At 52.5% G+C, this 14,088-nt stretch carries 12 protein-coding genes; 6 read left to right on the top strand and 6 right to left on the bottom strand.

What is annotated here, in order from left to right; genetic code table 11:
* Positions 1–56: 56 nt before the first annotated feature.
* The 6 genes from hupB to bolA form a co-directional block, all read right to left on the bottom strand.
* A complete protein-coding gene (gene hupB / locus SK50_RS07435; RefSeq protein ID WP_002444653.1) occupies positions 57–329 on the bottom strand; it encodes a nucleoid-associated protein HU-beta in 273 nt (90 codons plus the stop codon).
* A 210-nt stretch (positions 330–539) separates the two neighbouring features.
* Positions 540–2,894 carry an endopeptidase La gene (gene lon, locus SK50_RS07430; protein WP_014882775.1) on the bottom strand — a complete coding sequence of 785 codons (2,355 nt, stop codon included), beginning with the start codon at positions 2,892–2,894 and terminating at the stop codon, positions 540–542.
* 184 nt (positions 2,895–3,078) lie between these two features.
* Positions 3,079–4,353 (bottom strand): ATP-dependent protease ATP-binding subunit ClpX, encoded by a 1,275-nt coding sequence (gene clpX, locus SK50_RS07425; RefSeq protein ID WP_015571275.1) that lies wholly within the window; start codon positions 4,351–4,353, stop codon positions 3,079–3,081.
* A gap of 127 nt (positions 4,354–4,480) precedes the next feature.
* Positions 4,481–5,104 (bottom strand): ATP-dependent Clp endopeptidase proteolytic subunit ClpP, encoded by a 624-nt coding sequence (gene clpP, locus SK50_RS07420; protein ID WP_048229259.1) that lies wholly within the window; start codon positions 5,102–5,104, stop codon positions 4,481–4,483.
* A gap of 260 nt (positions 5,105–5,364) precedes the next feature.
* Positions 5,365–6,663, bottom strand: a complete 1,299-nt coding sequence (gene tig / locus SK50_RS07415; RefSeq protein ID WP_015571277.1) for a trigger factor — start codon at positions 6,661–6,663, stop codon at positions 5,365–5,367.
* A gap of 331 nt (positions 6,664–6,994) precedes the next feature.
* On the bottom strand, positions 6,995–7,312 hold the full coding sequence (gene bolA / locus SK50_RS07410) for a transcriptional regulator BolA (RefSeq protein WP_003859051.1): 318 nt from the start codon (positions 7,310–7,312) through the stop codon (positions 6,995–6,997).
* A gap of 303 nt (positions 7,313–7,615) precedes the next feature.
* On the opposite strand from bolA, the gene SK50_RS07405 reads away from it, so the two are divergent.
* The 6 genes from SK50_RS07405 (at position 7,616) to SK50_RS07375 (ending at position 14,079) form a co-directional block, all read left to right on the top strand.
* Positions 7,616–8,194: a lipoprotein gene (locus tag SK50_RS07405; protein ID WP_048229257.1), complete on the top strand. Its 579-nt coding sequence runs from the start codon at positions 7,616–7,618 to the stop codon at positions 8,192–8,194.
* Between the two features lie 45 nt (positions 8,195–8,239).
* Positions 8,240–9,715: a muropeptide MFS transporter AmpG gene (ampG, locus tag SK50_RS07400; RefSeq protein ID WP_017383190.1), complete on the top strand. Its 1,476-nt coding sequence runs from the start codon at positions 8,240–8,242 to the stop codon at positions 9,713–9,715.
* A gap of 478 nt (positions 9,716–10,193) precedes the next feature.
* Positions 10,194–11,141 carry a cytochrome o ubiquinol oxidase subunit II gene (cyoA, locus tag SK50_RS07390; protein WP_006809886.1) on the top strand — a complete coding sequence of 316 codons (948 nt, stop codon included), beginning with the start codon at positions 10,194–10,196 and terminating at the stop codon, positions 11,139–11,141.
* Between the two features lie 16 nt (positions 11,142–11,157).
* Entirely contained in the window at positions 11,158–13,149 is a 1,992-nt protein-coding gene (gene cyoB, locus SK50_RS07385; RefSeq protein WP_017383189.1) for a cytochrome o ubiquinol oxidase subunit I, read from the top strand.
* Positions 13,139–13,753, top strand: coding sequence for a cytochrome o ubiquinol oxidase subunit III (locus SK50_RS07380; protein WP_003859057.1), 615 nt, complete (start codon positions 13,139–13,141; stop codon positions 13,751–13,753). The genes cyoB and SK50_RS07380 overlap by 11 nt, the downstream gene beginning before the upstream one ends.
* On the top strand, positions 13,753–14,079 hold the full coding sequence (locus SK50_RS07375; protein WP_006809888.1) for a cytochrome o ubiquinol oxidase subunit IV: 327 nt from the start codon (positions 13,753–13,755) through the stop codon (positions 14,077–14,079). The genes SK50_RS07380 and SK50_RS07375 overlap by 1 nt, the downstream gene beginning before the upstream one ends.
* Positions 14,080–14,088 lie beyond the last annotated feature (9 nt).

Genomic DNA, 14,088 nt, shown 5'->3' with positions numbered 1-14,088 from the left:
GGCACATCAAACGATGCGCCCTTGTACTTTTCAGCTTCCCTAGAGCGGGAAAGCAATCAGTTTACTGCGTCTTTCAGCGCTTTACCTGCACGGAAACCCGGCACTTTAGCGGCAGCAATGGTGATCTCTTTACCGGTCTGAGGGTTGCGGCCAGTACGGGCTGCACGCTCTTTAACCGCAAAAGTACCGAAGCCTACCAGTGCAACGTCGTCCCCAGCTTGCAGAGATTCAGTAACAGAAGCAATTAAAGCATCTAAAGCACGTCCCGCTGCAGCTTTAGAAATATCAGCACCCGCAGCAATTTTGTCAATCAGTTGAGATTTATTCACTGTTCTCTTCCTCTCTTTATAATTTATATCGCACCTGAATCCTTCACAGCGCGACCGCGCAGCAGTTATATCAGTCCTGCTATGACCTTACAACACCCGTTGTTGATGGCTAACCCAATCAGCAATCTAAATTAGCTATACAAAAAAAGGCTGGCAAGTACGAAATGACTTACCAGCCTTGTTTTTATTGGCGCTCTTTGCGCGAGGTCACTATTTTGCGGTTACAACCTGCATTCCGGACGGTTCATTTTGCAGTGCGAGAGTCAGAACTTCCTCAATGCGTTTCACCGGATGGATCTGCAAATCGGCAATAACGTTGTCCGGAATCTCTTCCAGATCGCGTTTATTTTCGTAAGGGATCAATACGGTTTTGATCCCACCGCGGTGTGCCGCCAGCAGTTTTTCTTTTAACCCGCCGATAGGCAGTACCTGACCACGCAGCGTAATTTCACCGGTCATGGCCACATCAGCACGAACCGGGTTCCCTGTCAGGCAGGAAACCAGCGCCGTACACATGGCAATACCCGCGCTTGGGCCATCTTTCGGCGTCGCCCCTTCCGGAACGTGAACGTGAATGTCGCGTTTTTCGTAGAAATCCGGGTTGATACCCAGTTTTTCCGCGCGCGCGCGCACCACGGTCAGCGCCGCCTGGATGGACTCCTGCATCACTTCACCCAGTGAACCGGTGTAGGTCAGCTTGCCTTTGCCCGGGACACAGGCGGTTTCGATGGTCAGCAGATCGCCGCCCACTTCCGTCCATGCCAGACCGGTCACCTGACCAACGCGGTTTTCGTTGTCCGCACGACCGTAGTCGAAGCGCTGAACGCCAAGGTACGCATGCAGATTGTCGCCGTTAATCACAATGTGCTTCAGGCTCTTATCCAGCAGCAGCTGTTTCACCGCCTTACGGCACAGCTTAGAGATCTCACGCTCGAGGCTACGAACGCCCGCTTCACGGGTGTAATAGCGAATGATGCCAATAATCGCGCTGTCCTCGACGGTCAGCTCGTTGGCTTTCAGCGCGTTACGCTCAATCTGTTTCGGCAGCAGGTGCTGCTTAGCAATGTTCAGCTTCTCATCTTCGGTATAACCGGAGAGACGGATCACTTCCATACGGTCCAGCAGCGGGGCCGGAATGTTCATGGAGTTGGAGGTCGCCACGAACATCACATCGCTCAGGTCGTAGTCCACTTCCAGGTAGTGATCGCTGAACGCCACGTTCTGTTCTGGATCAAGCACTTCCAGCAGCGCCGACGCCGGATCGCCACGCATGTCCGAAGACATTTTGTCGATCTCATCGAGCAGGAACAGCGGGTTTTTAACCCCCACTTTCGCCATCTTCTGGATCAGCTTGCCCGGCATGGAACCGATATAGGTGCGACGATGGCCGCGGATTTCCGCTTCATCGCGTACGCCGCCCAGCGCCATACGGATATACTTACGTCCTGTCGCTTTGGCGATGGACTGGCCCAGAGAGGTTTTACCCACGCCTGGAGGCCCTACCAGGCACAGAATTGGGCCTTTGATTTTGTTCACACGGCTCTGTACCGCGAGGTACTCAAGAATGCGGTCTTTCACGCGTTCCAGGCCGTAGTGGTCGGTATCGAGGATTTCCTGCGCCTGACGCAGGTCTTTTTTGACCTTGCTGCGGGCATTCCACGGAACCTGCACCATCCACTCAATATAGCCGCGCACGACGGTCGCCTCTGCCGACATCGGAGACATCATTTTCAGCTTCTGCAACTCAGCTTCGGCTTTCTCTTTCGCCTCTTTCGGCATCTTCGCCGCGTCGATCTTACGCTTCAGCGCTTCGTTTTCATCCGGCGCATCGTCCATCTCGCCGAGCTCTTTCTGAATGGCTTTCATTTGCTCGTTCAGATAGTACTCACGCTGCGATTTTTCCATCTGCTTTTTGACGCGGTTGCGAATGCGCTTCTCAACCTGGAGCAGATCGATCTCAGACTCCATCATCGCCATCAGGTATTCCAGACGTTCGTTAACGTCGGACATTTCCAGCACGGACTGTTTGTCAGCCAGCTTCAGCGGCATGTGCGCAGCGATGGTATCCGCCAGACGTGCAGGATCGTCGATGCTGTTCAGCGACGTCAGCACTTCAGGTGGGATTTTCTTATTCAGCTTGATGTAGCCTTCGAACTGGCTGATCGCGGTGCGTACCAGCACTTCCTGTTCGCGCTCATCAAGTTCCGGTGAATCAAGGTACTCTGCCTTCGCAGAGAAGTGCTCGCCATCGTCTGACAGAGTGGTAATACGCGCACGCTGTAAGCCTTCCACCAGCACCTTCACGGTGCCGTCTGGCAGCTTCAGCATCTGCAAAATAGAGGCCACGGTCCCGACGGTGAAAAGATCGTTTACACCCGGCTCATCCGTTGATGCTTCCTTCTGCGCGACCAACATGATTTTTTTATCATGATCCATGGCGGCTTCGAGGCAACGGATAGATTTTTCCCGCCCTACAAATAAGGGTATGACCATGTGCGGATAAACCACCACATCGCGCAACGGCAATACGGGGATTTCAATGCGTTCAGAACGCTCAGGATTCATAGAGCTCTCTCTTAGTTTAGTGTCCGCCAGGTAAACTGGTCATGTAACTGTGCTTCACACAACCATTAACATGTAATCCAGTATATGGGGATGTTTCCCATACATTCAACGCCATGAATACGGAAAAAGTAAAGGGGAGATAAAATCCCCCCTTTTTGATTAACTGATTGTATGAAATGGTGAATTATTCGCCAGATGCCTGCTGCGCTTCCGGTTTACCGTAAATCAGTAACGGCTTGGACTGGCCACCAATGACGGACTCGTCGATCACGACTTTTTCAACGTCTTCCATAGAAGGAAGATCGTACATCGTGTCGAGCAATGCTGCTTCTACGATAGAACGCAGGCCACGGGCACCGGTTTTACGCGCCATCGCTTTCTTGGCAATCGCGTCCAGTGCTTCGTCACGGAATTCCAGCTCAACGCCTTCCAGATTAAACAGCGCCTGATACTGCTTGGTCAGCGCGTTTTTCGGCTCTTTCAGGATCTGAATCAGCGCGTCTTCGCTCAGTTCGTTCAGGGTCGCCACAACCGGCAGACGGCCGATAAATTCCGGAATCAAACCGAATTTGATCAGATCTTCCGGTTCAACCTGCGCCAGCAGCTGGCCTTCGTTTGGTTTTTCAGACGTGGCTTTCACCGTTGCGCCAAAACCAATGCCAGAGCCGGTTTCCACACGGTGAGAGATCACTTTATCCAGGCCTGCAAACGCACCACCACAGATAAACAGGATCTTGGAGGTATCAACCTGCAAGAATTCCTGCTGCGGATGTTTACGTCCACCCTGCGGTGGAACAGCCGCAACCGTACCTTCAATCAGCTTCAGCAGCGCCTGCTGCACGCCCTCGCCCGAGACGTCACGGGTGATCGACGGGTTGTCTGATTTACGGGAGATTTTGTCGATCTCATCGATATAGACGATCCCGCGCTGGGCTTTCTGTACGTCGTAATCGCACTTCTGGAGCAGCTTCTGGATAATATTTTCAACGTCTTCACCCACATAACCGGCTTCGGTCAGGGTGGTGGCATCCGCCATGGTGAACGGAACATCCAGCAGGCGCGCCAGCGTTTCCGCCAGCAGGGTTTTACCAGAACCCGTAGGCCCGATCAGCAGAATGTTACTTTTGCCCAGCTCTACGCCATTGCTGGTATCGCCGTTACGCAGACGTTTGTAGTGGTTGTATACCGCCACCGCCAGCACTTTTTTCGCCTGCTCCTGACCAATGACATAGTCGTCCAGGTGGTGGCGAATCTCGTGTGGCGTTGGTAACGCGCTGCGCTCACGGTGCGGCGCGACTTCTTTAATCTCTTCGCGAATGATGTCGTTACATAAATCGACGCATTCGTCGCAGATATACACGGACGGCCCGGCAATCAGTTTACGCACTTCATGCTGGCTTTTGCCGCAAAAAGAGCAGTACAGCAGTTTGCCCGAACCATCTTTGCGTTTATCTGTCATGAGTCCAAACCTCTTTTTAAGTTCTATGTGCCGCACATGACGACGCAAATGCCATTCTCAGACGCAAGCTGCTTACAGGCAACGTTCCGCCCTACCTTAGTATAGCGGCACACTCGCGTCGCGGGCATCAATTACGATGGGTCAAAATGGAGTCGACTAAGCCGTACTCAACTGCCTCTGGTGCAGAGAGGAAGCGATCGCGCTCGGTATCGCGCTCGATCTGCTCGAGAGGTTGACCCGTATGCTGCGCCATAAGTTCATTCATGCGCGCTTTTACTTTCAGAATTTCTCGGGCGTGGATTTCAATATCCGTCGCCTGGCCCTGGTAACCACCCAGCGGCTGGTGAATCATCACGCGGGAGTTAGGCAGGCAGAAACGCTTACCTTTCGCCCCTGCGGTTAACAGGAAAGCCCCCATGGACGCCGCCTGCCCCATACAGATGGTACTGACATCCGGCTTGATGAATTGCATGGTGTCATAAATTGACATGCCCGCCGTAATCACACCGCCTGGCGAGTTGATGTACAGGTAAATGTCTTTTTCCGGGTTTTCCGCTTCCAGGAACAGCATCTGCGCCACGATCAGGTTAGCCATATGGTCTTCCACCTGGCCGGTCAGAAAGATAACGCGTTCCTTGAGCAGACGGGAATAGATATCGAAAGAACGCTCACCGCGTGAGGTCTGTTCAATAACCATTGGCACCAGCGCCATATGGGGTACAAAGTTATCTCGTTCGCCACTGTATGACATTTCCGTCTCCTGGTTCAAAATTGAAAACACCTGCTGTACTGATTGTAACCTTATGGACGGATTATCAGCCAGTCTCAATCATCGTGATTACATACTAATGGGGGTCGTCATGCCCTATTTCAAGCATAACAACGTTTTGTTGTAACGCTAACACTGAAAGGGCGTTTTAGCACCCTTCCAGGACTAAAGCTGTGATAAAAAAAACCCGTCGCCGGAGGGCAACGGGTTTTTTGTTCAAACTTTAAACCGTCGGGGCGAAATTACGCCTGCTGGTTCATCAGTTCGGTGAAAGAGGTCTCTTTTTCGGTCACTTTCGCTTTCGCCAGTACCGCTTCAACAGCCTGCTCTTCCAGCGCGACGTTGCGCATGTTGTCCATCAGCTCTTTGTTCTTACCGTAGAACTCGATCACTTCTGATGGATCTTCGTATGCAGAAGCCATCTCTTCGATCAGGCCTTTCACACGCTCTTCGTCTGCTTTCAGTTCGTGGGTACGAATCACTTCGCCCAGCAGCAGGCCGACAACAACGCGACGTTTCGCTTGCTCTTCGAACAGCTCGCGTGGCAGTTCCATCGCTTGCTGCTGGTTGCCACCGAAGCGCTGTGCAGCCTGACGGCGCAGAACGTCGATTTCGCTGTCGATCAGGGCAGCAGGAACGTCGATGTCGTTCGCTTTCACCAGACCTTCAATCGCCTGAGACTTCACGCGGTTACGTACAGCGCCGTTCAGCTCGCGCTCCATGTTTTTACGCACTTCGGTACGCAGGCCCGCAACAGAACCATCTTCCACGCCGAAACGCTTGATGAATTCTTCAGTCAGTTCTGGCAGTTCGCGCTCTTCCACTTTCTTCAGGTTGATAACGAACTTCGCTGCTTTACCTTTCAGGTTTTCAGCGTGGTATTCTTCAGGGAAGGTCACGTCAATGGTGAACTCTTCGCCCGCTTTGTGGCCTTTGATACCGTCTTCGAAGCCTGGGATCATACGACCCTGGCCCATCGCCAGTACGAAGTCAGACGCTTTACCGCCTTCGAACTCTTCGCCGTCTACAGAACCGGTGAAGTCGATGGTTACGCGGTCTTCCGCGTCAACAGCGCCTTCTTTCTCTTTCCAGTTCGCCTGCTGCTTGCGCAGGGTATCCAGCATGCCGTCAACGTCTTCGTCAGTCACGGAAACGATCGGTTTTTCAACTTCGATAGATTCCAGACCTTTCAGCTCAACTTCCGGGTACACTTCGAACTCTACGGAGTAGGTGAAGTCTTCGCCCTGCTTGTATTCACCTGGAACGTAGTTCGGCGCGCCGGCTGGATTGATTTTTTCTTTGATGATCGCGTCGATAAAGTTGCGGCTCATCAGTTCACCCAGCACATCTTGACGCACGGAAGCGCCATAACGCTGAGCAACAACATTCATTGGTACTTTGCCCTTGCGGAAGCCGTCAATACGTACTTTTTTTGCTACGTTGACCAGCTCGCTTTTCACAGCAGTTTCGATGCTGTCAGCAGCGATAGTAATCGTTACACGGCGGCCAAGGCCTTGAGTGGTTTCAACTGAAACTTGCATCTTGTTACCTCAAAAAAATCACAGTGCTCGGTCAACTCTGAATCTGTCTGTTATACCGGGATGCTCTCTTATGTGCAGATTCACATTCCCTGTCGCCAGAATCATCCCGAAGACATTCAATAAGACGCGGCATTATAGCGGCATCACTTAGGTGAGTCGAGAACGGTTGGAGCATGTTGCTGCGGCTTTTTTCACACTTTAAGGCTATTTTTAGCCTTAAAAACGCGCCATCCGCTCAAAACTCAGACAAAACAAAACGGCCTGAAGGCCGTTTTGACGAAATCTGTAAGCAACATACTGGAAAAACTCCGGCGGTTGCAAATCCGATTTATCAGGCGATGGTGCCTGCACCCCGACAAGGCGGTGATGCGAATACCGTATCCTGTAGCCCTTCCCATTCCTTAATGGTGTAGGTATGCAGCGCCAGCGCATGTACGGTTGTGGAGAGTTCTTCCGTCAAGGTGCTGTAGATCAAGCGGTGTCGGTTCAGGAAACGTTCTCCCGTGAAGCGATCGCTGACCAGAACCACTTTAAAGTGGCTTTCAGAACCTGCCGGCACGTTATGACGATAGCTTTCGTCGACAACTTCGAGAAACACAGGGTTGAACGCTGCCCTTAATTTTTCTTCTATCTGTTCACGTATCATCATGAAATCACTCCTCCGACAACGCTAAGGTGTCACCCATCCCTTTAAATATTAGCCGCTTTTACCGGTTCCATTACACCTTGACAACAAATATTTAGCTTTCGTCTGATTTTCTCATCCAAACGAATGAAGTTCACTATGAGGTTCATACGTTTTGTCACTTACAGGCAGAGAAAAGCGGAAAGGTGGTCAGTTTTCGGACAAGGCGATGAATTTACATGCGTTGACCACTTCCCCTGGCCGTTAGCGATGTTATGATGGCGGCAATTTTTCTCTCTTTGCTTACGATTCGTTGAGAACCCGAAAATGTTAAAAAAACTCTTCTTTCCGTTGGTAGCACTCTTTATGCTCGCCGGCTGCGCGACTCCGCCGACGACCATTGACGTTTCACCAAAAATTACCCTGCCTCAGCAGGATCCAAGCCTGATGGGCGTCACAGTCAGCATTAATGGCGCCGATCAGCGTCAGGACCAGGCGCTGGCGAAAGTGACTCGCGACAACCAGCAGGTCACGCTGACCGCCTCCCGCGACCTGCGCTTCCTGTTGCAGGAAGTGCTGGAAAAACAGATGACCTCCCGTGGCTACATGATTGGCCCAAGCGGCGCGGTTGATCTGCAAATCATCGTGAACAACCTGTACGCTGATGTCTCCCAGGGTAACGTTCGCTACAACATTGCGACCAAAGCCGATATCGCCCTCATTGCTACCGCGAAGAACGGCAATAAAATGAACAAAAACTACCGTGCAAGCTATTCCGTTGAAGGCGCATTCCAGGCCTCCAACAAAAATATCGCTGACGCGGTTAACAGTGTGCTGACTGACACCATTGCCGACATGGCACAGGACACCAGCATTCACGACTTCATCAAGCAGAACGCCCGTTAATCCTGCTGACTGACCCGGTGCTTCACCGGGTCAGTTCATAAGAACATGTCCAGTCACTACTTACGTATTTTCCAGCAACCGAAATCAGCTATTCTGCTGATCCTTGGTTTCGCCTCCGGTTTACCCCTTGCGCTCACCTCCGGCACGTTACAGGCGTGGATGACGGTTGAGAACATCGATCTTAAAACCATTGGTTTCTTCTCGCTCGTCGGCCAGGCTTACGTCTTTAAGTTCCTGTGGTCGCCGGTGATGGATCGCTATACCCCACCGTTCCTCGGGCGCCGTCGCGGCTGGTTAGTGATGACGCAGGTGCTGCTGTTGCTGGCCATTGCCGCAATGGGTTTCCTTGAGCCGTCAACACAGCTGCGCTGGATGGCCGCGCTTGCGGTGGTCATCGCCTTCTGCTCCGCTTCGCAGGACATTGTTTTTGACGCCTGGAAGACGGACGTCCTGCCAGCAGAAGAGCGTGGCGCCGGTGCGGCAATCAGCGTGCTTGGCTACCGCCTGGGTATGCTGGTTTCCGGCGGGCTGGCCCTCTGGCTTGCCGACCGCTATCTCGGCTGGCAGGGAATGTACTGGCTGATGGCCGCTCTGCTGATCCCCTGCATTATTGCCACGCTATTCGCGCCTGAACCGAGCGATGTGATTCCGGTCCCCCGCTCGCTGGAGCAGGCCGTCGCCGCACCGCTCCGCGATTTCTTTGGTCGCAATAATGCCTGGCTGATCCTGCTGCTGATTGTCCTTTATAAGCTTGGCGACGCTTTCGCCATGAGTCTGACCACCACCTTCCTGATCCGCGGCGTCGGGTTTGATGCGGGCGAAGTCGGCGTGGTGAACAAAACCCTGGGGCTGTTTGCCACGATCGTCGGCGCGCTGTACGGCGGTGTATTGATGCAGCGCCTGACGCTGTTCCGCGCTCTGCTGATCTTCGGCATCCTTCAGGGCGCATCGAATGCCGGTTACTGGCTGCTGTCGATCACCGACAAGCATATGATCAGCATGGCGACGGCGGTATTCTTTGAAAACCTGTGTGGCGGTATGGGTACTGCGGCATTTGTCGCCCTGCTGATGACGCTGTGCAATAAGTCATTTTCCGCCACCCAATTTGCGCTACTATCTGCCCTTTCTGCCGTCGGGCGCGTATACGTTGGCCCCGTCGCGGGCTGGTTTGTTGAAGCTCACGGCTGGCCGACGTTTTATCTCTTCTCGGTGGTGGCGGCGGTGCCGGGGATTTTATTGCTGCTGGTCTGTCGCCAGACGCTGGAATATACCCAGCGGACGGAACACTTCATGCCGCGCACGGAATATCAGGCTGCCTATCGGTTTGCCCTGCGTCTGCTGATGGCTGGTTGTCTTGCGCTGGTAGTGTGGCTCGCGGTACTCATCTTGAATGCGACGACCACCTTGTCGCTTCCGTTTGAAACCCAGCTGCTTGATGCAGGGGTGTTACTCGCCATTGTGGGTATCCTGACCGGTGGGATGCTGGATTTCATGTCATTGCGGAAAACGCAGATGACATGAAGTAAAAAGCGAAAGGTTATTTCCCGTTGTAATAACGACACGAAATTATAACGGCGAAATAACCGCCATCGGCAAAAAAAATATTTGTTGTTTTGTGCGGGATAGCATTCGGAAATTATTGGAGCTTATTTCGATACGCTATTTTCCGTTAAACGATTCAGCATTCGAAAGATTGAATTTTCGTTTTTTAGTTGTCTTTTTATTGATAATTAATTGTTAATTATTTGTGTGTTTTTCACAATGGTTATACCAATTATCCCTTTTGCGGTATGCTGGGGCACCCTTTCGTTATAACGCCCGCTCCGTGCGGCTTCCCCCGGAAAACGCGACATAATTTGCAACACTTGTGACATGTGCGGCAGAACCCGGTAACACCTTCCTGACACAGGGCTAATGATGTTTACAGTAATGTAACCTTCCCGTAAAATGCCCCCACACTTTAAACGCCACCAGACTCCCGTGGAATTGAGGTCGTTAAATGAGACTCAGGAAATACAATAAAAGTTTGGGATGGTTGTCATTATTCGCAGGCACTGTATTACTCAGTGGCTGCGATTCTGCACTACTAGACCCCAAAGGACAGATTGGACTGGAACAACGTTCATTGATACTGACGGCTTTTGGCCTGATGTTGATTGTGGTTATTCCTGCCATCTTGATGGCTGTTGGTTTCGCCTGGAAGTATCGTGCGAGCAATAAAGATGCGAAGTATAGCCCTAACTGGTCACACTCCAATAAAGTGGAAGCTGTGGTCTGGACGGTACCTATTCTGATCATCCTGTTCCTTGCTGTACTGACCTGGAAAACCACTCACGCACTTGAGCCGAGCAAACCGCTGGTTCACGATGAAAAACCTATTACCATTGAAGTGGTCTCCATGGACTGGAAATGGTTCTTCATCTATCCAGAACAGGGCATTGCTACCGTGAATGAAATCGCCTTCCCGGCGAACACTCCGGTTCAGTTCAAAGTGACCTCCAACTCCGTAATGAACTCCTTCTTCATCCCACGTCTGGGCAGCCAGATTTACGCGATGGCCGGTATGCAGACTAACCTGCACCTGATCGCGAATGAAGCAGGCACCTACGACGGTATCTCCGCCAGCTATAGTGGCCCGGGCTTCTCGGGTATGAAGTTCAAAGCTATCGCTACGCCAGACCGCGCGACTTTCGACCAGTGGGTTGCAAAAGCGAAGCAGTCTCCAAACACCATGTCTGACATGGCGGCGTTCGAAAAAGTGGCTGCACCTAGCGAATACAACAAGGTGGAGTACTTCTCTAACGTGAAACCGAATCTGTTCAAAGACGTTATTGGCAAATTTATGGATCACGGCATGAGCATGGACATGACCCAGCCTGAAGGCGAGCACAACACGCACCAGGGTATGGAAGGCATGGACATGAGCCACGCGGAAACCGCTCACTAAGGGGCCGAGGAAGAAAATGTTCGGAAAATTGACACTGGATGCAGTGCCCTACCATGAACCGATTATTATGGTTACGGTGGCTGCAATTATCATTGGTGGCGCGGCCTTAGTTGGCCTGATCACTTACTTCGGTAAGTGGAGCTACCTGTGGAATGAGTGGCTGACTTCGGTTGACCACAAAAAACTCGGTATCATGTACTGCATCGTCGGTATCGTCATGTTAATTCGTGGCTTTGCGGATGCAATCATGATGCGTAGCCAGCAGGCGCTTGCGTCTGCGGGCGAAGCCGGCTTCCTGCCACCGCACCACTACGATCAGATCTTTACCGCCCACGGCGTTATCATGATCTTCTTCGTGGCGATGCCGCTGGTAATCGGTCTGATGAACGTGGTCGTTCCGCTGCAAATCGGCGCGCGCGACGTTGCGTTCCCGTTCCTGAACAACCTGAGCTTCTGGTTCACGGTTGTCGGCGTTATCCTGGTTAACCTGTCACTGGGTGTGGGCGAATTTGCTCAGACCGGCTGGCTGGCCTACCCGCCGCTGTCGGGAATTGAGTACAGTCCGGGCGTGGGCGTTGACTACTGGATTTGGGCGCTTCAGCTCTCCGGTGTCGGTACCACCCTGACCGGTATTAACTTCTTCGTGACCATCCTGAAGATGCGTGCACCAGGTATGACGATGTTCAAGATGCCAGTATTTACCTGGGCATCTCTGTGCGCCAACGTCCTGATTATCGCGTCGTTCCCAATTCTGACCGTCACCATCGCGCTGCTGACCCTGGATCGCTATCTGGGTACCCATTTCTTCACGAATGATATGGGTGGCAACATGATGATGTACATCAACCTGATTTGGGCCTGGGGTCACCCGGAAGTGTACATCCTGGTTCTGCCGGTGTTCGGTGTGTTCTCCGAAATCGCGGCAACCTTCTCGCGTAAACGCCTGTTTGGTTACACCTCTCTGGTGTGGGCAACCGTATGTATTACCGTCCTGTCGTTCATCGTCTGGCTGCACCACTTCTTCACCATGGGTGCGGGTGCCAACGTAAACGCCTTCTTCGGTATTACCACCATGATTATCGCGATCCCGACCGGGGTTAAGATCTTCAACTGGCTGTTCACCATGTACCAGGGTCGTATCGTGTTCCACTCAGCTATGCTGTGGACCATCGGCTTCATCGTGACCTTCTCCGTAGGTGGGATGACCGGCGTACTGCTGGCGGTACCAGGTGCTGACTTCGTTCTGCACAACAGTCTGTTCCTGATTGCGCACTTCCATAACGTTATCATCGGTGGCGTGGTCTTCGGCTGCTTCGCTGGTGTGACCTACTGGTGGCCAAAAGCGTTCGGTTTCACCCTGAACGAAAAATGGGGTAAACGCGCGTTCTGGTTCTGGATCATCGGCTTCTTCGTGGCGTTTATGCCGCTGTACGTGCTGGGCTTCATGGGGATGACCCGTCGTCTGAGCCAGCAGATCGATCCGCAGTTCCACCCAATGCTGATGGTTGCAGCGGGCGGCGCAGCGCTGATTGCCTGCGGTATTCTGTGCCAGCTGATTCAGTACTACGTGTCTATCCGTGACCGTAACCTGAACCGCGACCTGACCGGTGACCCGTGGGGTGGCCGTACGCTGGAGTGGGCGACCTCTTCTCCGCCTCCGTTCTATAACTTTGCCGTAGTGCCGCACATTCACGAGCGTGATGCATTCTGGGAAATGAAAGAAAAAGGTGAAGCGTACAAGCAACCTGAGCATTACGAAGAGATCCATATGCCGAAAAACAGCGCCGCGGGCATGGTTATTGCCGCTTTCGCAACGGTATTTGGTTTCGCAATGATCTGGCACATCTGGTGGATGGCGATTGTTGGCTTCGCTGGCATCGTAATCAGCTGGATTGTGAAGAGCTTTGACGAGGACGTGGACTACTACGTACCAGTCCGTGAAGTTGAAAAGCTGGAAAACCAGCATTTTGACGAGATTTCTAAAGCGGGGCTGAAAAATGGCAACTGATACTCTGGCGCACTCAACTGCCCACGCGCATGAACATGCGCACCATGATACAGGACCGACGAAAGTCTTCGGTTTCTGGATCTACCTGATGAGCGACTGCATCCTGTTCTGCTGTCTGTTCGCAACCTATGCCGTTCTGGTGAACGGCACAGCGGGCGGCCCGACCGGTAAGGACATCTTTGAACTGCCGTTCGTTCTGGTTGAAACCGCACTGCTGTTATTCAGCTCCATCACCTACGGCATGGCGGCTATCGCCATGTACAAAAACAACAAGAGCCAGGTTGTCTCCTGGCTGGCGTTGACTTGGCTGTTTGGTGCTGGCTTTATCGGGATGGAAATCTATGAATTCCATCACCTGATCATGGAAGGTTTCGGCCCGGATCGTAGCGGCTTCCTGTCAGCGTTCTTCGCGCTGGTAGGCACCCACGGTCTGCACGTGACCTCGGGTCTGATCTGGATGGCGGTGCTGATGTTCCAGATCTCCCGTCGCGGCCTGACCAGTACTAACCGTACCCGTATTATGTGCCTGAGCCTGTTCTGGCACTTCCTGGACGTGGTATGGATCTGTGTGTTCTCTGTTGTCTATCTGATGGGGGCGATGTAATGAGTCATTCTAACGATCATGGCGCTTCCCACGGCAGCGTAAAAACCTACATGACAGGTTTCATCCTGTCGATCATTCTGACGGTGATCCCGTTCTGGATGGTGATGAACGGTTCTGCATCTAAGCCGGTTATCCTGGGCGCAATCCTGGTGACCGCGGTGATTCAGATTCTGGTGCATCTGGTTTGCTTCCTGCACATGAACACCAAGTCCGATGAAGGCTGGAACATGACGGCCTTTATCTTTACCGTGATTATCATCGCTATCCTGGTAGTCGGTTCCATCTGGATTATGTGGAACCTTAACTACAACATGATGGTTCACTAAGAGCGGCGA

The sequence above is a fragment of the Enterobacter sp. BWH64 genome, assembly GCF_001037645.1.
GTDB lineage: Bacteria > Pseudomonadota > Gammaproteobacteria > Enterobacterales > Enterobacteriaceae > Enterobacter > Enterobacter hormaechei_C.
The sequence above is the reverse complement of the archived record's forward strand: the minus strand, read 5'-3'. Positions and strand labels throughout refer to the sequence as shown.

Coding starts and splice junctions, on each gene's coding strand:
- lon (WP_014882775.1), bottom strand. CDS start 2,894: ATGAATCCTGAGCGTTCTGAACGCATTGAAATCCCCGTATTGCCGTTG.
- SK50_RS07380 (WP_003859057.1), top strand. CDS start 13,139: ATGGCAACTGATACTCTGGCGCACTCAACTGCCCACGCGCATGAACAT.
- clpX (WP_015571275.1), bottom strand. CDS start 4,353: ATGACAGATAAACGCAAAGATGGTTCGGGCAAACTGCTGTACTGCTCT.
- SK50_RS07405 (WP_048229257.1), top strand. CDS start 7,616: ATGTTAAAAAAACTCTTCTTTCCGTTGGTAGCACTCTTTATGCTCGCC.
- clpP (WP_048229259.1), bottom strand. CDS start 5,104: ATGTCATACAGTGGCGAACGAGATAACTTTGTACCCCATATGGCGCTG.
- ampG (WP_017383190.1), top strand. CDS start 8,240: ATGTCCAGTCACTACTTACGTATTTTCCAGCAACCGAAATCAGCTATT.
- cyoB (WP_017383189.1), top strand. CDS start 11,158: ATGTTCGGAAAATTGACACTGGATGCAGTGCCCTACCATGAACCGATT.
- SK50_RS07375 (WP_006809888.1), top strand. CDS start 13,753: ATGAGTCATTCTAACGATCATGGCGCTTCCCACGGCAGCGTAAAAACC.
- tig (WP_015571277.1), bottom strand. CDS start 6,663: ATGCAAGTTTCAGTTGAAACCACTCAAGGCCTTGGCCGCCGTGTAACG.
- bolA (WP_003859051.1), bottom strand. CDS start 7,312: ATGATGATACGTGAACAGATAGAAGAAAAATTAAGGGCAGCGTTCAAC.
- cyoA (WP_006809886.1), top strand. CDS start 10,194: ATGAGACTCAGGAAATACAATAAAAGTTTGGGATGGTTGTCATTATTC.